The organism is Salmonella sp. SAL00670 (assembly GCF_046552235.1).
GTDB lineage: Bacteria > Pseudomonadota > Gammaproteobacteria > Enterobacterales > Enterobacteriaceae > Salmonella > Salmonella enterica.
Genome location: NZ_JBGDUO010000002.1, coordinates 436,184 through 453,914, shown reverse-complemented (window position 1 = coordinate 453,914; position 17,731 = coordinate 436,184). Strand labels below are relative to the sequence as shown.

General features: G+C 52.2%; 19 protein-coding genes and 1 tRNA gene. 9 read left to right on the top strand and 11 right to left on the bottom strand.

The genetic code is table 11. From position 1 onward, the window contains the following. Window positions 1-61: 61 nt before the first annotated feature. Window positions 62-442 carry a VOC family protein gene (locus ACLJRS_RS09615; protein ID WP_000582675.1) on the top strand — a complete coding sequence of 127 codons (381 nt, stop codon included), beginning with the start codon at window positions 62-64 and terminating at the stop codon, window positions 440-442. A gap of 158 nt (window positions 443-600) precedes the next feature. Here ACLJRS_RS09615 and ACLJRS_RS09610 read toward each other — a convergent pair. Further along, a tRNA-Phe gene (locus ACLJRS_RS09610) sits at window positions 601-676 on the bottom strand. Between the two features lie 105 nt (window positions 677-781). Continuing rightward, window positions 782-1,489 (bottom strand): DUF554 domain-containing protein, encoded by a 708-nt coding sequence (locus ACLJRS_RS09605; RefSeq protein WP_000234462.1) that lies wholly within the window; start codon window positions 1,487-1,489, stop codon window positions 782-784. Between the two features lie 424 nt (window positions 1,490-1,913). Here ACLJRS_RS09605 and ACLJRS_RS09600 point away from each other — a divergent pair, with 424 nt between their 5' ends. Continuing rightward, entirely contained in the window at window positions 1,914-4,049 is a 2,136-nt protein-coding gene (locus tag ACLJRS_RS09600; protein ID WP_000839736.1) for an ornithine decarboxylase, read from the top strand. 61 nt (window positions 4,050-4,110) lie between these two features. Here the strand turns inward: ACLJRS_RS09600 and ACLJRS_RS09595 are convergent, their stop codons facing one another. From ACLJRS_RS09595 to mutY, 4 genes are all read right to left on the bottom strand, one after another. Next, on the bottom strand, window positions 4,111-5,367 hold the full coding sequence (locus tag ACLJRS_RS09595; RefSeq protein WP_001049803.1) for a nucleoside permease: 1,257 nt from the start codon (window positions 5,365-5,367) through the stop codon (window positions 4,111-4,113). Between the two features lie 216 nt (window positions 5,368-5,583). Beyond that, complete coding sequence (gene mltC / locus ACLJRS_RS09590; RefSeq protein WP_000976289.1) at window positions 5,584-6,669, bottom strand: membrane-bound lytic murein transglycosylase MltC; 1,086 nt, start codon at window positions 6,667-6,669, stop codon at window positions 5,584-5,586. A gap of 112 nt (window positions 6,670-6,781) precedes the next feature. Beyond that, window positions 6,782-7,057 carry an oxidative damage protection protein gene (locus ACLJRS_RS09585; protein WP_000091706.1) on the bottom strand — a complete coding sequence of 92 codons (276 nt, stop codon included), beginning with the start codon at window positions 7,055-7,057 and terminating at the stop codon, window positions 6,782-6,784. Window positions 7,058-7,084: 27 nt separating this feature from the next. After that, complete coding sequence (mutY, locus tag ACLJRS_RS09580; RefSeq protein WP_001148959.1) at window positions 7,085-8,137, bottom strand: A/G-specific adenine glycosylase; 1,053 nt, start codon at window positions 8,135-8,137, stop codon at window positions 7,085-7,087. Between the two features lie 154 nt (window positions 8,138-8,291). On the opposite strand from mutY, the gene trmB reads away from it, so the two are divergent. From trmB to ACLJRS_RS09555, 5 genes are all read left to right on the top strand, one after another. Continuing rightward, the gene (gene trmB, locus ACLJRS_RS09575; RefSeq protein WP_000786890.1) at window positions 8,292-9,011 is read left to right on the top strand and encodes a tRNA (guanosine(46)-N7)-methyltransferase TrmB; all 720 of its coding nucleotides are present in this window, start codon (window positions 8,292-8,294) and stop codon (window positions 9,009-9,011) included. After that, window positions 9,011-9,337 carry a YggL family protein gene (locus ACLJRS_RS09570; protein WP_001107574.1) on the top strand — a complete coding sequence of 109 codons (327 nt, stop codon included), beginning with the start codon at window positions 9,011-9,013 and terminating at the stop codon, window positions 9,335-9,337. The genes trmB and ACLJRS_RS09570 overlap by 1 nt, the downstream gene beginning before the upstream one ends. Before the next feature lie 49 nt (window positions 9,338-9,386). After that, window positions 9,387-10,106, top strand: coding sequence for a DUF2884 domain-containing protein (locus ACLJRS_RS09565; RefSeq protein ID WP_000984838.1), 720 nt, complete (start codon window positions 9,387-9,389; stop codon window positions 10,104-10,106). Between the two features lie 188 nt (window positions 10,107-10,294). Beyond that, window positions 10,295-11,341, top strand: a complete 1,047-nt coding sequence (gene ansB / locus ACLJRS_RS09560; RefSeq protein ID WP_000394186.1) for an L-asparaginase 2 — start codon at window positions 10,295-10,297, stop codon at window positions 11,339-11,341. Between the two features lie 132 nt (window positions 11,342-11,473). Further along, on the top strand, window positions 11,474-12,481 hold the full coding sequence (locus ACLJRS_RS09555) for a DUF1202 domain-containing protein (protein WP_000252195.1): 1,008 nt from the start codon (window positions 11,474-11,476) through the stop codon (window positions 12,479-12,481). Between the two features lie 91 nt (window positions 12,482-12,572). Here the strand turns inward: ACLJRS_RS09555 and hemW are convergent, their stop codons facing one another. From hemW to ACLJRS_RS09530, 5 genes are read right to left on the bottom strand one after another with little or no spacing between them, the layout of a single operon-like run. Then, a complete protein-coding gene (gene hemW / locus ACLJRS_RS09550) occupies window positions 12,573-13,709 on the bottom strand; it encodes a radical SAM family heme chaperone HemW (protein ID WP_001096538.1) in 1,137 nt (378 codons plus the stop codon). Beyond that, window positions 13,702-14,295 (bottom strand): XTP/dITP diphosphatase, encoded by a 594-nt coding sequence (locus tag ACLJRS_RS09545; protein WP_001174769.1) that lies wholly within the window; start codon window positions 14,293-14,295, stop codon window positions 13,702-13,704. Before ACLJRS_RS09545 ends, hemW begins: the two co-directional genes overlap by 8 nt. A 7-nt stretch (window positions 14,296-14,302) precedes the next feature. After that, the gene (gene yggU / locus ACLJRS_RS09540; RefSeq protein ID WP_001277204.1) at window positions 14,303-14,593 is read right to left on the bottom strand and encodes a DUF167 family protein YggU; all 291 of its coding nucleotides are present in this window, start codon (window positions 14,591-14,593) and stop codon (window positions 14,303-14,305) included. Beyond that, a complete protein-coding gene (locus ACLJRS_RS09535; protein WP_001094846.1) occupies window positions 14,590-15,156 on the bottom strand; it encodes a YggT family protein in 567 nt (188 codons plus the stop codon). The genes yggU and ACLJRS_RS09535 overlap by 4 nt, the downstream gene beginning before the upstream one ends. Before the next feature lie 18 nt (window positions 15,157-15,174). Beyond that, window positions 15,175-15,879, bottom strand: coding sequence for a YggS family pyridoxal phosphate-dependent enzyme (locus ACLJRS_RS09530; RefSeq protein ID WP_000997812.1), 705 nt, complete (start codon window positions 15,877-15,879; stop codon window positions 15,175-15,177). Between the two features lie 17 nt (window positions 15,880-15,896). Between ACLJRS_RS09530 and ACLJRS_RS09525 the strand changes: the two genes are divergently transcribed. Together ACLJRS_RS09525 and ACLJRS_RS09520 are read left to right on the top strand one after the other, a co-directional pair. After that, window positions 15,897-16,877, top strand: a complete 981-nt coding sequence (locus ACLJRS_RS09525) for a type IV pilus twitching motility protein PilT (RefSeq protein ID WP_001055643.1) — start codon at window positions 15,897-15,899, stop codon at window positions 16,875-16,877. 132 nt (window positions 16,878-17,009) lie between these two features. Next, window positions 17,010-17,696, top strand: coding sequence for an IclR family transcriptional regulator (locus ACLJRS_RS09520; protein WP_000098324.1), 687 nt, complete (start codon window positions 17,010-17,012; stop codon window positions 17,694-17,696). The last annotated feature ends 35 nt before the right edge of the window (window positions 17,697-17,731 follow it).

The window sequence follows — 17,731 nt, the reverse complement described above, 5'->3', positions numbered from 1 at the left end:
TAGGTTAATGCTATTTTTTAATGTAGCATCCCTAAAATATAAACATCATGAGTCTATTCAAATGATAATTGACAGAATTGATCACCTTGTATTAACGGTATCTGATATATCAACCACAATAAGATTCTACGAAGAGGTACTTGGTTTTTCTGCGGTAACATTTAAACAAAACAGAAAAGCGTTAATATTTGGAGCGCAAAAAATTAACCTCCATCAGCAAGAAATGGAGTTCGAACCAAAAGCGAGTAGACCAACGCCGGGATCTGCCGATTTATGTTTTATTACATCGACACCGATAAATGATGTTGTGTCTGAGATCTTACAGGCAGGCATTTCCATTGTTGAAGGCCCGGTTGAGAGAACTGGAGCCACAGGCGAGATAATGTCTATCTACATCAGGGACCCTGATGGAAACTTAATTGAAATTTCGCAGTATGTTTAATGTTAAAACTTACTATTACTGCCTTTATTATGATCACGCATCCGTTTATATTGGTCTAATGGAGATCATATGGCAATAATTTCTGGAAAGAGTCTATGTTCAAACTTATTGACTTGAAGACATCGAGGAATTCATAAGAAAGCATAAAAAAGGGAAAGTGGTGCCCGGACTCGGAATCGAACCAAGGACACGGGGATTTTCAATCCCCTGCTCTACCGACTGAGCTATCCGGGCAACGAGGCGCATTAAACCGTAATCGCCTCGCTTCGTCAATGAAATTTCTTCAAATCAACGTAGACTGCACAATCTATCACCACTTTGTTGTTATTGCACGCAGAATCAGGCAAAAAACATCGCCCATGCGGCGGAGATCGGCATCGCCAGCAACAGCGCCGGGAGCATATTCACTACCGGAAACATTTTGATTCCACATACACGCAAGCCGGTCGCCACCAGCAGCAGTCCGCCCACGGCGCTAAAGTCGCCCATCATTGCCGGCGTAGTCAGTGGAAGAATGAGGGTGGCGCAGGCGGCAAGCGTTAACTGGATAATCAACATCGGTGCGCAAATCGCCGAAACGGCGATGCCAAGCGAACAGGCGAAAATAATGGCAGTGAAAAAATCCAGAAAAGATTTAGCGATCAAAATGTTTGGATCGCCGGTCATCCCTTCATGCATCGCGCCGAAAATACCGGTGCCGCTGGCGCAAAAAAGTACAATGATAGCGACGTAACTTTGAATAAATGAGTCGTGTGTCGGCTTCTTACCCGATGCTATAAATAATTGTTGGATTTTCGCGACTGCGCCATTAATGCCTTTTTCCAGCAAACAAAACTCGCCGATAAGCGCGCCGACCAGCGTCGCCAGCACCATCACCGGAAGATTAGCGCACTTCATCACCAGCAGAATGCCAATTCCCAGAGAGCACAGACCAAAAATAGACGTCATTGAGACGCGAATCCGTTCTGGCAGACGCTGACTTAACAGCGCGCCAATAACGCCGCCGAATAAAATTGCGCCAGCGTTAATAAAAGGTCCAATTACCACAATGACTCCTGTTATTTGTCTTTCAAATTGCCTTATTATCACGCGATTAAGCTGTTAATAGCTTGATTATCTGTGACGTATAGAGCGCTGATTTTACCTTGCGCCGTCTGGTGAAAGGTGCCATGATTGCGCGAAATTTCTCCTGCCAGCATGGGGCTCGCCGGGATGAACATAGCGCCTTTATATTGTCTTCACTGTCGCCTGACTGCGCGAGGTTTGCCCCTTTCTTTCCTTTTTTTGTCATCCCCGCTATGCGGTGAGGGCAGCGCACGCTCACTGCAGGACAACAGTAAAATCAGAAACAGTCTGTTTTTACTGATGTCTGGCGGTCGGAGCTGGTATCCAGTTTGACCCGGCATCTCGTTGGGCAAGGCATCGGGCCTTGTCCGGGGTTACTCTACTCCCGAAACGGGTATTTGCGCTTATGAAATCAATGAATATTGCCGCCAGCGGTGAACTCATCCCCCGTCTCTCCACCCACCGAAACGTAGTGGCGCTGGACAGTACCGACTTTACCGATGTGGCCGCAGTCGTCATTACCACTGCCGACAGCCGTAGCGGTATTCTGGCGTTGCTTAAACGCACCGGTTTTCACCTGCCGGTGTTTATGCTTGCGGATGAACCCGTCAGCGCGCCTGTCGGCGTTACGGCGGTAATAGTCGGGAACGCGCAGGAATGGCTGGAGCTGGAAAACGCTGCCTGTCGCTACGAAGCGGAACTTCTGCCGCCCTTTTATGGCACCCTGACCCAGTATGTCGACATGGGGAATAGTACTTTTGCTTGCCCGGGGCACCAGCATGGCGAATTTTTTAGAAAACATCCCGCAGGCCGCCATTTTTATGACTTTTTTGGTGAAAACCTGTTTCGTGCGGATATGTGTAACGCCGATGTGAAACTTGGCGATCTGCTAATACATGAAGGTTCTGCCAAACACGCGCAGAAATTTGCGGCAAAAGTGTTTAATGCGGATAAAACCTACTTTGTGCTGAATGGGACTTCGGCGGCGAATAAAGTGGTCACCAACGCCCTGCTGACGCGCGGCGATCTGGTGCTGTTTGATCGTAATAATCACAAATCCAACCACCACGGCGCCCTGATTCAGGCCGGGGCGACGCCGGTCTATCTTGAAGCGGCGCGCAACCCGTTTGGTTTTATCGGTGGTATTGATGCGCACTGTTTTGATGAAACGTACCTGCGCGACCAGATTCGTGACGTGATGCCGGAAAGCGCCGATGCGTCGCGTCCGTTCCGCCTGGCGATCATTCAGCTGGGTACCTATGACGGCACTATTTACAACGCCCGTCAGGTGGTGGATAAAATCGGACATCTCTGCGATTACATTCTGTTTGACTCCGCGTGGGTAGGCTATGAGCAGTTTATCAATATGATGGCGGATACCTCGCCGTTGCGGCTGGAGCTTAATGAAAACGACCCAGGGATCTTTGTGACCCAATCGGTACATAAGCAACAGGCGGGGTTCTCACAAACCTCGCAGATCCACAAAAAAGATAACCATATTCGCGGCCAGGCGCGTTTTTGTCCGCACAAACGCCTGAACAACGCCTTCATGTTGCACGCCTCGACCAGCCCGTTCTACCCGCTGTTTGCGGCGCTGGATATCAATGCCAAAATCCACGAAGGGGAGAGCGGTCGCCGCCTGTGGGCGGAGTGCGTTGCGCTGGGCATTGACGCGCGTAAAGCCATTCTCGCCCGCTGCAAACTGCTTCAGCCCTTTATCCCACTGGTGGTTGACGGCAAGCCGTGGCAGGCATATCCGACGGAGACCATTGCCAGCAATCGTCGTTTCTTCAGTTTTGAACCCGGGGCGAAATGGCATGGCTTTGAGGGCTATGCGGATGACCAGTATTTTGTCGACCCCTGTAAACTGTTACTGACCACGCCAGGTATTGATGCCGATAGTGGGCGATACACCGAATTCGGCATCCCGGCGACCATTCTCGCCCACTATCTGCGTGAGAACGGTATTGTGCCTGAGAAGTGCGATCTCAACTCGATTCTGTTCTTGCTGACACCCGCCGAGAGCGAAGAGAAACTGGCGCGGCTGGTCGCGATGCTGGCGCAATTTGAACGGCACATTGAAGACGATACGCCGCTTGCGGATGTATTGCCGACGGTTTTTCAGAAATACCTGGTGCGCTACCGCGATTACACCCTGCGTGAGCTATGTCAGGAGATGCACAATCTGTACGTTAGCTTTGACGTTAAGGATCTGCAAAAAGCGATGTTTCGCAAAGAAAGCCTGCCGCATGTGGCGATGAACCCACAGGACGCCAACAGCGCCTTTATTCGCGGCGATGTAGAGCTGGTGCGTATCAGCGAGGCGGACGGGCGTATTGCTGCCGAGGGGGCATTGCCATACCCGCCGGGCGTACTGTGCGTGGTGCCGGGGGAGATTTGGGGCGGCGCGGCGCAGCGTTATTTTTTGGCGCTGGAAGAGGGCATCAATCTGTTGCCCGGTTTTTCGCCGGAATTGCAGGGAGTGTATAGCGAGACCGATGCCGATGGAATTCAACGCTTGTACGGATATGTTTTAAAGTAACGTTGCCTGCAGGCCGGATAAGGCATTTACGCCTTATCCGGCCTGCGAAACAGGGCAAGAATTAATGTGCAACGGGTTGCGAACCTGCCGGAACGCGAACGTGTTTGTATTTGAACAAGGCTACGAACGCGAAGGCCAGCACCAGCGAGTAGCCTGCGAAGATGAGCCACACGGTCTGCCAGTCGGTAATGCCGTTTTGAGTGTAATACTCCACCACTTTACCGCTCACAATGCCGCCCAGGATACAGCCGAAGCCATTGGTCATCATCAGGAACATCCCCTGCGCGCTGGCGCGGATTTCCGGGCGTACTTCTTTTTCGACAAACACCGAGCCAGAAATGTTGAAGAAGTCGAAGGCGCAGCCGTACACAATCATCGACAATACCAGCAGAACGGTACCGAACGGCGTCGGGTCGCCATAAGCGAACAGGCCGAAACGCAGCATCCACGCCACAATACTGATAAGCATAACGTTCTTAATACCATAACGGCTCAGGAAGAACGGAATGGTCAGGATGAATAACGTTTCAGAAATCTGCGAAATCGACATCATCACCGAGGCGTGCTGCACGATAAAGCTACTGGCGAATAGCGGATCTTTATCAAAGCTATGCAGGAAGGTGTTGCCAAACATGTTGGTGATCTGCAGTTCCGCGCCCAGCATCATGGAGAAGATGAAGAAAATCGCCATCCGCTTATTTTTAAACAGCGCAAAAGCGTCAAGGCCCAGCATTGATGTCCAGCTCTGGTTTTTCTGTTGGTTCGCCACCGGAATGTGCGGCAGGGTAAAGGTAAACAGTACCAGCAGAACGGAAAGCGTCGCGCCGATATAAAGCTGCATATGGCTCAGCTCGAAACCGGAGAAACTCACGCCCCACATCGCCAGAATAAAGCCAATGGTGCCCCAGATACGGATAGGCGGGAAGTCAGTCACAATATCCATGCCGGCAGACTGCAGGCGGTAATACGATATGGTATTGATCAAGCCCAACGTCGGCATATAGGCCAACGAGTTAAGTAGGATCACAAAGAACATCGCCCCAGGCGTAGTGACTTCCGCGGCCATGAATAGCGTGATGGCGCCGACGACATGACACAGGGCATAGACCCATTTCGCGCTCAGCCATTTGTCAGCCACAATGCCTAACAAGGTCGGCATAAAGACGGCGGCAATCCCCAGTGAACTATAAACTGCGCCAATAGATGCGCCGTCAAATTTTAAGGTGACGAACATATACGAGCCCAGGGTAGTGAGCCAGCTTCCCCACAGACAGAACTGCAGAAAAGAGAGTATTTTAAGCTGCAGCTTAAGATTCATGTTAATTTCCTCACACCTGAGAGCGGATGAATGTTTTAAAAGGCACATTTGCCGTTGTGATTTGGTGTGATTCTATCAATGAGAGGCGGGCTTTTTTTGTTACCTGTGACAAATATTTGCAAACAATTTCTGATTGCAAAGCAAAATGGTGACGGAGTTAACACTTTTGCCTTTCCCGCCTCTGTCATTTGTCGGCCAGAGGCGGGATGCGATGGTTTATCGGCGGCGATACGATCGCTGGGCGGAATTCACCTTATACAGATAGCGGCGCGACTCCGCAGATGGATGTCGGGTGGTTAATATCTGGTACACATCCCCCGGCGACATGCGGTTAATCATATTCGCGGCCTGAATCTTATCGTTCGAGAATACGCGTAATACGCTGCCTGCGCCGCCATTGTAGGCGGTAATGACCGCATAGCGCCGCGACGTCGGATTCTCGATACCGCTCAGATAGACATTATTCAACATCGCCAGATACGCTGTGCCGGTATCGATATTGCTGGCGGGGTCGAACAGGAAGTTACGGCTTGGCGTGCCGGACTTACCCTGAGAACGGAAAACATCTTTCCCGGCGCTGTGTTGCACCACCTGCATCAGGCCCAGCGCATCCGCGTGGCTGACCGCATACGGGTTAAACGAGGACTCCGTTTGCATAATCGCCAGAATCAGCGACTCGTCAACGCCGTATTTACGGGAGGCCTGGCGTACCATGCCAATGTATTTATGCGCGCGTTTATCAAGGTGGTTCGGCACCAGATTAATGGTGACGCTGTAAATAATACGCAGGCCGTTACTGCGGCTTTTGAGCCGCGTTTTCAGCAAGTAATCCGCGAATGTCGTGGCACGGCCTTCCCAGCGAATAGGCTGGCCGGTATTGTCGAGGACCTGACCATACAGGAAGGGTTCTTTAGAAATTTTTATGTCATCGACATCGGAGTAAAGATCGACGGAGGTTGGGTCGTCACCCATGAGCAACGTTTTAATAATGGCCCGGCGCAGATGTGCGGTAGGTTCCGTCCCGGCGATGGTTTCAACGGTAATGGTCCCATCATCAAAGTTGATGTGGCTACGGGTCTGGAACTGATCGGTATATTTGACGTAGTCTTTCGGCCCGGCGATCAGGACTTCCTTATATCCCCACAGATTTTCAATATTGTTGGCAAATTGCCCCATCAAAATATCAAAGCCGTTGGTATCCTTGACCCAGGCTTCATTATACGTCTCGCCTTTTTTGGTCGAACTGGAGCAGGAGATGAGCAACGGCGCAATAACAGCAAGCGCGAGTAATTTTTTCATCATTCCGGGAGTGCATGTTGTGTTGTCGTTATGCCATGTTGCCGGGCAGCGGCGCTAAGGGCTTATCCGGCATAACTCACAGGCCGAATAAGCGCAGCCTCATTCAGCAACGGGCCTATTTTTTATCTTCCGGCGTATAACCTTCGATATGAACGTCTTTGCCTTCGAACAGGAAGCTCACCATCTCCTGTTCCAGCAGTTTACGGTGCTCGGCGTTCATCATGTTGAGCTTTTTCTCGTTAATCAACATGGTCTGCTTATGCTGCCACTGCGCCCACGCGTCCTTAGAGATCTCGTTATAGATACGTTTTCCTAGTTCGCCAGGGTAGAGCTGAAAATCTTGCCCTTCAGCGTCGCGTTGCAGGTAAGTACAAAAAATCGTTCTGCTCATAAGTCATCCTCTTCATCGACCGGGGCGTTAAACTGGCGCTCCGGTACGTAACTGCTGTAACAAGCGCTCCACGGGGGCCGCCAGTCCGACTGACGGCGGTTGCGCTAAGTTATACCAGAGCGCGCTGCCTTCATCCATGCAGGCGTCCAGTGACGACACGGGAAGCCACATAGGCACAATATCCAGGTGGAAATGGCTAAATGTGTGGCGAAACGCGTTAAGCTGGGTCAAATTATCAGCGTTAACATGCCGTTGCGCCAGCCATTCACGTAATTCATCTTCGCTGGCGAACTGCGGGAAGCAGTAGAGTCCGCCCCATAAACCGCTGGGAGGGCGCTGCGCCAGGAAAATCTCCTGATTATGCTGTAACAATAAAAAGTAACCCGTCCGCTCCGGCAACGTCTGTTTCGGTTTCTTGCCCGGATAGCGTGACCAGCTTTCATGCGCAGCGGCGATACAACCGTTTTGCAGCGGACACAGGGTGCACTTTGGCTTTGAACGCGTACAAACCATCGCGCCCAGATCCATCATCGCCTGATTAAAACGCTCCACGCCGCGTGCGGGCGTCACTTGCTCGCTCAACGTCCACAGCGTATTCTCTACCTCTTTTTTTCCAGGCCAGCCGCTAACAGCATAACAGCGAGCCAGCACACGTTTAACGTTTCCATCAAGAATCGGATAATGTTTACCTAACGCGAGGGAGAGAATCGCGCCGGCGGTTGAGCGCCCGACGCCGGGTAGCGCGGCGATTTCGGCAAAAGTTTGCGGGAATTCTCCACCGTGAAGCGTCGCCACCTGTTGCGCCGCTTTATGCAAATTACGCGCGCGGGCGTAATAGCCGAGCCCGGTCCATAAATGGAGCACTTCATCCAGCGGCGCATTCGCTAAATCCGTCACTGTGGGAAAGCGCGCCATAAATCGCTCAAAGTAAGGAATCACCGTCGTCACCTGCGTTTGTTGCAACATGACTTCCGAGAGCCATACTTTGTAAGGCGTCTTGTTAATTTGCCAGGGCAGCGTTTTCCGCCCGTATTTGTCGTACCAGTCCAGAACCTGGGCTGAAAATTGAGACGCTTGCATGGAAACTCATTCATTATTGCCGGGGGCAAGATTGCAGCACAGAGGCCGCAGGGTGTAAACCGGAACTTTCCGCAGTGCGCTTCATGCTTGCATCCGGCAACTAACTTTGGATAATGCCCGTTTTCAGAACTCAAACACAGCAGACTACACTTTTATGAAAAACGACGTCATTTCACCGGAATTTGATGAAAACGGTCGCCCGCTGCGCCGTATTCGTAGTTTTGTTCGTCGCCAGGGGCGACTGACAAAGGGGCAAGAACACGCGCTGGAAAACTACTGGCCGGTGATGGGCGTCGAGTTCAGCGAAGCGCCGGTAGATTTCGCCACGTTGTTTGGTCGCGAAGCGCCGGTGACGCTGGAGATTGGTTTTGGCATGGGGGCGTCTCTCGTGGCGATGGCGAAAGCGCGCCCGGAGCAGAATTTCCTCGGCATTGAAGTGCATTCACCCGGTGTCGGCGCGTGTCTGGCGTCCGCTCATGAAGAGGGCGTTGAAAACCTGCGCGTCATGTGCCACGACGCGGTAGAAGTGTTGCATAAAATGATTCCTGACAATTCTTTATCGATGGTTCAGCTCTTTTTCCCTGACCCGTGGCATAAAGCGCGTCATAATAAACGCCGTATCGTTCAGGTGCCGTTTGCTGAACTGGTATTGAGCAAGCTGAAATTGGGCGGCGTTTTCCATATGGCGACCGACTGGGAAGCGTATGCGGAACACATGCTTGAAGTCATGTCTTCTATCGACGGGTACAAAAATCTGTCAGAGAGCAATGATTATGTACCGCGCCCGGAATCGCGCCCGGTAACGAAATTTGAACAACGTGGCCATCGTCTTGGTCATGGCGTATGGGACTTAATGTTCGAGAGGGTGAAATAATGGCAAAGAACCGTAGTCGTCGTCTGCGTAAAAAAATGCACATTGACGAATTCCAGGAATTAGGATTTTCGGTGGCATGGCGTTTTCCGGAAGGTACATCTGAAGAGCAGGTCGATAAGACTGTCGATGACTTTATTAATGACGTTATTGAGCCTAATAAACTGGCGTTTGACGGCAGCGGCTACCTGGCCTGGGAAGGGCTGATTTGTATGCAGGAAATCGGTAAATGTACCGAAGAACATCAGGCGATTGTGCGTAAGTGGCTGGAAGCGCGCAACCTTGAAGAAGTCCGAACCAGCGAACTTTTCGACGTTTGGTGGGACTAATAAGTACAGGGTCGGCAAATGCCGGCCCGCTTTGTCTTGAGGGAAAGTTATGATGCGCAAAACGCTGCTGGCGACAGTGCTAACGTTTACGGCGATGGCCGCTCATGCAGATTACAAATGCAGCGTCACGCCGCGTGACGATGTGATCCTGAGTCCACAAACGGTGCAGGTGAAAGGTGAAAACGGCAACCTGGTGATCACGCCGGACGGCAATGTGATGTACAACGGTAAGCAGTACACCCTTAGCGCCGCGCAGCGCGAGCAGGCGAAAGATTACCAGGCGGAACTGCGAAGCGCGCTGCCGTGGATTGATGAGGGCGCCCGATCGCGCGTCGAAAAAGGCCGCGTGGCGCTGGATAAAATCATCGCTAAAGAGGTGGGCGAAAGCAGCAACATGCGTAGCCGTCTGACGAAGCTTGATGCGCAATTAAAAGCGCAAATGAACCGCATTATCGAACATCGTACGGACGGCCTGACGTTCCACTATAAGGCTATCGACCAGGTGCGTGCCGACGGTCAGCAGTTGGTGAATCAGGCGATGGGCGGTATTTTGCAGGACAGCATTAACGAAATGGGCGCCAAAGCGGTGCTTAAAGGCGGCGGCAATCCTTTACAGGGCGTGATGGGCAGTCTAGGTGGTTTGCAAACCGCTATCCAGAACGAATGGAAAAACCAGGAGAAAGATTTCCAGCAGTTTGGCAAAGATGTCTGTAGCCGCGTAGTGACCTTAGAAGATAGCCGCAAAGCGCTGGTTGGCAGCCTGAAGTAATCTTTCCTTTTTAAACAATGGCGCAGATCGTATCTGCGCCTTTTTATTCTGTTTTTTCCTGCATTTTGTTATCCATCTCTAAAAAATACTCTCTGTCGGATATATATCGCTGGTTAATCGTATGGCGTCACATTATTCGTCTGCAATATAGAGATAATGCGACCAGTTGACATAACTGGAGATATAACATGGAGTTTTTCAGGAAAACGGCATTAGCTGCTCTGGTAATGGGTTTCAGCGGCGCAGCGTTCGCTTTACCGAATATCACCATCTTAGCGACCGGCGGAACGATCGCTGGCGGTGGTGATTCAGCAACAAAATCAAATTATACGGCAGGTAAAGTCGGCGTCGAGAATCTGGTGGATGCCGTTCCTCAATTGAAGGACATTGCGGTAGTGAAAGGCGAGCAGGTCGTTAACATTGGCTCGCAGGATATGAACGATGAAGTCTGGCTCACGCTGGCGAAAAAAATCAATACCGAGTGCGACAGCACCGACGGTTTCGTGATCACCCACGGTACTGATACGATGGAAGAGACCGCTTATTTCCTCGATCTGACCGTGAAATGCAATAAACCGGTGGTACTGGTCGGCGCGATGCGTCCCTCCACGTCAATGAGCGCAGATGGCCCGTTCAACCTCTATAATGCGGTAGTAACAGCGGCTGATAAACAGTCTGCCAACCGCGGCGTGCTGGTGGTAATGAATGATACCGTCATGGACGGACGCGACGTCACTAAGACCAATACGACTGACGTGGCGACGTTTAAAGCGGTTAACTACGGCCCGCTGGGTTATATCCACAACGGTAAAATTGACTACCAGCGTACGCCAGAGCGTAAACATACCACCTCCACCCCGTTCGACGTGTCGAAGCTGACCGCGTTGCCGAAAGTCGGTATCGTTTATAACTATGCGAATGCGTCCGATCTGCCGGCAAAAGCGCTGGTAGACGCGGGTTATGACGGGATCGTGAGCGCAGGTGTGGGTAACGGCAACCTGTATAAAACGATCTTTGATACCCTGGCGACCGCCGCGCACAACGGTACGGTAGTGGTGCGTTCTTCACGTGTGCCGACTGGCGCAACCACGCAGGATGCGGAAGTTGACGATGCAAAATACGGCTTTGTCGCTTCCGGCACGCTGAACCCGCAAAAAGCGCGTGTCTTACTGCAACTGGCGTTAACCCAGACTAAAGATCCAAAACAGATCCAGACGATGTTCAATCAGTATTAAAGATAATGCCCCGGTCGGAAGGCCGGGGCTATCTTTGGAAGACCTCTCGCACAACCAACACTATTATCTTGCTAATTATCATCCTGGTTATGATAATCGTGGGCGTCATGTCTCTGGACGGGAGGTCCACAAGTGGTTCGACAATGGATTGCTGGCGCAGCGCTGTTTGCCCTGATTTCAGGCTATAGTTGGGCAGAGGTTGCTCAACCCTCCGATAACATCTTAAAAGAACAGTTTAGTAAGCAGTACCACGGCATACTTAAACTGGATTCCATTACCTTAAAAAATCTTGATTCGACGGGCAATCAGGCCACCTGGTCTGCCGAAGGGGATATTTCTTCCCGTGAAGATATGTATACCGGCGTTGGTATGGCGGCGGATTATTATTTTGTTGAAAAAACCTGGACCAAAGATCGTCCCGTTAAATTTTCTGCCATGTTAACTAGTAAAGGGACGCCAGCCTCTGGCTGGACGGTGAACTATTACTCATTACAAATGGCAGCCAGCGATCAGGGCCGGGCTATTGACGACATTAAAACGAATGATAAATACCTGATCGTCAACAGTGATGACTTTAACTATCGGTTTGGCAACATTGAAGCCTCCTGGCGTGCGCAGAAAGCGTCGATCCCCGGTCTTGAAGAACAACTCTCTGCCCTGGATAAGAAAATAGCGGTAGCTAAAAAAGAAGCGGACGCGTATTGGGGAAAAGGCGCTGATGGGAAACCGTTGACCCGCGCCGAGGCGTTTAAAAAGACGTTAAAAGAGCGCGATGATTATGTAAAAGCCAACGATAGCAGCGTATATGCCGAGAAATACGAAAAAGAGGTCTATCAACCGGCATTAGACGCGTGCCGTAAGCAGAGTGAGCCGTGCAATGAAGCGGCTATTCAGCAGAAAAGAGATTTAGACATACACGAGCAACGGCGGCAGGTATTTTTGAAATCAGAAGAGCTGCGTCGAAAAGCGCAGAATGACTGGATAACGTTAGAGAAAGGACAATATCCGCTGAATATAGCGGTACAGAAACTTCAGATGCAACAGAGTGATATCCGTCTGAAAATTATGGATATTAATGACGGTTACGAGCGCTGGAAAAAAGATACGGACGATTTGCGTCGTAAAGGGGTTATTAAATAATGCGCTTGCCGGCGGCGCATTAACCGCCACAGGTCGGTAAGCGTCGCGCCATCAGGTATTTTACCCGCTGGCGCGACAGGCTTATTCCTTGTTATTCCGCGAGAAACAACTCAAGAAGAGAGTTTAAAAACAGTTTACCGTGCTGGGTAATCTGCCAGTATTGCTCGCATTCGGTCAGGTAGCCCTGGGCAATAGCCTCGTCGATTGGCTGACGAATAACCGCTTCCGTAAGCCCGGTGTAGTCGACAAATTCGGCGCGAGGCGCGCGCTCCAGCAACCGAAAACGGTTCATAAAGAACTCAAAGGGTTTGTCATCATCACTCACGTCACGCTGGCTTTCCTGGTAACGTCCCTGCATATAACCGCGTGGGTGACGGGTTTTGGTGGTGCGCAAGATCCTGCTGTCCGGGAAGGTGACTTTACCGTGGGCGCCGCAGCCAATACCCAGATAGTCGCCAAAGCGCCAGTAGTTCAGATTATGCTGGCACTGATAACCGGGTTTGGCATAGGCCGACGTTTCGTATTGCTGATAGCCCGCGGCGGTTAATAACTGGTGGCCCTGCTCAAAGATATCCCACAGAGCGTCATCGTCCGGTAAAACCGGCGGACGCGAACCGAACAGAGTGTTGGGTTCAATCGTCAATTGATACCATGAGAGATGCGGCGGATTAAGCGCAATCGCCTGTCGCAAATCATTCAGCGCCTCTTCCAGCGTTTGATCCGGCAATCCATGCATCAAGTCGAGGTTAAAGCTGCGTAGCCCAAGCCCATTTGCCAGTCTTGCTGCCCGCATCGCCTCTTGTGGACCGTGAATACGGCCAAGGCGTTTCAGCTTAGGCTCACTAAAGCTCTGCACGCCAATGGAGATCCGGTTTACGCCGGCGCGCTGATAGTCGATGAAGCGGTCGGCTTCGACCGTGCCGGGGTTCGCTTCCATGGTAATTTCCGCATCCGCCGCCAGATTCAGGCGCGCACGCACGCCGTCCAGCAGCGTTTGCATCGCCGGCCCGGAAAGCAGGCTTGGCGTACCGCCGCCAATAAAAATGGTCTTTACTTCACGCCCTTGCGCCCAGGCGACGTCGGCATCCAGATCGCTTAACAGATGCTGGACGTAGTCGTCATGCGGCACCTCGCCCTTCAACTCATGGGAATTGAAGTCGCAATATGGACATTTTTGTACACACCAGGGAATATGAATATAAAGACTGAGCGGCGGTAGTTTAGCCATTGCGTAACGCATCCAGCAGCAGCTTGAGCGCTTGTCCACGGTGGGAAATCGCGCTTTTTTCTTCACGGGTCAGTTCTGCGGCGGTTTTGCCTTCAGACGGTACGAAGAAAATGGGATCATAGCCAAATCCGCCATTTCCGGCCGCCTGGCGAGTAATGACGCCAGGCCAACTACCGTGACAGACTATCGGTGTGGGATCTTCGGCATGACGCAAATAAACCAGTACACAATGGAATCGCGCCTGGCGTTTGTCGTCCGGAACATCTCGTAGAGTATGCAGCAGTTTTTCCAGATTTTGCTGATCTGTCGCGTTTTCGCCAGAATAGCGCGCGGAATAGATACCCGGCGCGCCGCCTAAAACGTCAACGGCCAGACCGGAGTCATCGGCAATGGCGGGCAGACCGGTCATTTTGGCGGCATGGCGCGCTTTGAGAATCGCGTTTTCAATAAACGTCAGGCCGGTTTCTTCCGCGGAATCAACGCCCAGTTCCGTTTGCGCTACCACATCAAGCCCAAAATCGCTTAACAGCGACGCGAGCTCGCGCACTTTACCGGCGTTGCCGGTTGCGAGAACAACTTTTTGCATGGAATACCTACTCAGTTAACGCCGTAATTTCCGGCGGGATCTGTTGCGGGTGAATAATTTTTACTTGTTTGTGACGGCCCAGCTCGCCTTTTTCGATGACGATCTGACTTTTCGCCACGCGAAACTGTTTACCGAGAAACTTGATCAGATGGCTGTTTGCCTGACCGTCAACCGGCGGGGCGGTAATGGCGACTTTCACCTCGTCGCCATGTAAGCCCACAATACTGTCGCGGCTGGCTTTCGGCTGAATATAAAGCCGTAACACCAGACCGTCTTCGCAGCGAGTCACAGCACTCATAACGCCATCCACAGCCCCGGCAGCAACATGTTGCCTGTCGCTTGTAAGAATTCAGCGATCCCCATATTAACGACATACAGTAGCAGCACCAGAACCATCGGCGAGAAGTCGATGCCGCCCATCGCAGGCAGTATACGGCGAATCGGGCTGAGCAGCGGCTCGGCAAGCTGAATCAATACATATTCAATTGGGCTACGACCCTGGCTCACCCAGCTCATGATAGCCATGACCAGCAGCACCCAGAAGATCAGCAGGCCGATTGTTTTAAGTAAGATAAGCACCGCGGCAATCCAGATAATCGCCTGAAACGTAATTACCTTAAACAGCACTATCGCCTTAATAACGCTAAGAATAAACGCCACCAGCAGGGAAGCGCTGTCAATCGGCCCCATTGGTGGGATAATACGACGCAGCGGTCCGATGATGGGCTGCGTAATTTTCACCACGAACTGGGAGAAAGGGTTGTAAAAGTCACAGCGGGCCCACTGCATCCACACGCGCAATAATAGCACCATGGTATACAGCTCAATTACCGTTGAGAGCAGGAAGGTCAACGTATTCATGGCGTTCCTCAGTTTTCCTTAATTTTTTGTGTAATCACGAGCACCAAAGATAGCGGTGCCGATGCGCACCATTGTGCTACCTGCCGCAATCGCGGCTTCCATATCGTCGCTCATACCCAGAGATAAGGTATCAACGTCAGGGTAGCGCGCTTTCAGCCCGGCAAATGCTACAGCCATTTGACGTGCGACTTCAAACTGCCTTACATAATCTGACTCTGGCGCCGGGATCGCCATCAGTCCGCGAAGCCGCAGACGCGGCAGTGTAGCCACCGCAGCGGCCAGCTCATCCAGTTCCGCCAGCGGAATGCCTGATTTGCTGTTTTCATCGCTGATATTAATTTGGATCAGAACATTTAGCGCCGGCAGATTATCCGGACGCTGTTCGCTCAGCCGCGAGGCGATACGCAGGCGATCGATGGTATGACACCAGTCAAAATGCTCGGCCACCAGCCGACTTTTGTTGGACTGTAAAGGGCCTATAAAGTGCCAGTGCAGGCCTTCCACTTTCGCTTCCTGAAAGTGGCGGATTTTTTCCACCCCCTCTTGTACATAATTTTCACCAAATGCCCGTTGTCCGGCGGCAATGGCTTCTGCGATGTCGCTCGCAGGTTTGGTTTTACTCACTGCAAGCAACGTAACTTCTTCTGAAGAGCGGCCGCAACGCGTCGCCGCGGCGGAGATTTTGTCCCGGATGTATGCCAGGTTATGCGCGATATCGTTCATTTTCCGAGGATGTTTATATGAATATGGAAGAAATTGTGACGCTTAGTGTAAAGCATAACGTCTCGGATCTACACCTGTGTAACGCCTGGCCTGCGCGATGGCGCAAACAAGGACGCATGGAGAACGCGCCTTTTACCGCGCCTGATGTCGACAGGCTTCTGCTTGATTGGCTTAATGATGCGCAACAATATCAGTGGCGAACGCACGGCCAGCTTGATTTCGCCGTCTCGCTGTCTGGCACGCGGCGCCTGCGCGCCAGTGCGTTCACACATCAACAGGGAACGTCGCTGGCGCTACGGCTATTGCCCGAGCGTTGTCCTGATCTGGCGGAAATCCAGACGCCGCCGATAGTACCCGCACTGCTTGCCAGCGAGAACGGACTGATTCTGGTCACTGGCGCTACTGGCTGCGGGAAATCCACTACGCTGGCGGCGATGGTGGGACATCTTAATCAACATGCCGATAAACACATCCTGACGCTGGAAGATCCTATTGAGTACCGTTACACCAGCAAGCGTTGCCTGATACAGCAGCGGGAAATCGGCCAGCATTGCGCCACTTTTGCCGCCGGGCTGCGCGCGGCGTTACGTGAAGATCCCGATGTCATTTTACTGGGAGAGCTGCGTGACAGCGAGACCATTCGCCTGGCGCTGACGGCGGCGGAAACGGGGCATCTGGTACTGGCAACCCTGCATACTCGCGGTGCGGCGCAGGCGGTGGAAAGATTAGTGGATAGTTTTCCGGCGCAGGAAAAAGAACCGGTACGCAGCCAACTGGCGGGTAGTCTGCGCGCCGTACTATCACAAAAACTGGAGGTCGACAGACAGGATGGGCGCGTGGCGTTGTTTGAATTACTGATTAATACGCCAGCCACAGGGAATTTGATCCGTGAAGGCAAACTCCATCAGTTGGCCCACGTGATACAAACCGGGCAGCAGCAGGGGATGATGACATTCGCCCAGAGCGCGCAATGGCGTCAGGTGCAGGGACGGCTGTAGCGAAGATGGCGGCGTAGGGGGGGGAGGAAAGTGTTGACTGGCGCGGTGGATTGAACGGCATGCAGGCTTGTATCCTGGCGAACCGGCGTTAAAATCGCAGCTTTGTTAAAACCACAGCGAAGCCATTTAACGATGTCATCACAACCGAATCAAAGCCTGATAGATGGCATTCGCTGTCTGCAATATCTGGTTTCCAGCGACCGTGCTATCGGATGTCGCGAGCTTGCCCGGCTGATGGATATTAATACCACGCGCGTTAATCGCCTGTTAATGACGATGGCCTCTATTGGACTCACGATGCAGGATGAGCACCGACGCTATTTACCCGGGCCAGGCATTCATGCTTTGGCGGCGCAGGCGATTCGTGGTTCAGCGCTGTTCTCCCATGCGTTGCCTATCCTTGAACGCCATGCGCCCAAAGACATCGTGGTGGCATTAGGCGTGCTATGGGAAGACCAGATTATCTATATTTATCACTCTACGCCGGGTTCGCAGGGAAGTCAGGCGCTGGCGGGGTTTCGCATGTGCCCGGCCTGGCAGTCGGTAACAGGAGTGGCGTTACTGGCGGCAGAAAGCGATGAGGCGCTAATGCAGCGTTTTACTCCGGAGCAGTGGCGTAATCTGGCGCCGCATGTGGCGCAGCAGCGCCAGCGGGGATACGTGCTGTGGCATCACGCTGATGGTGAAGTTTCTATGGCGCAACCGCTAGACAAGCACGCCGCAGCGCTGGCCTTTGCGGGAATGTGGCGGATTGATGAGGCGGAGGCGGCTGCGCGTTTACAGGCGTTGAAGGCATTAAACCAGCTTATTGCCCAGTAAGCCTGGCAACCGTGACCGCGTTATCCGCCTGCTGA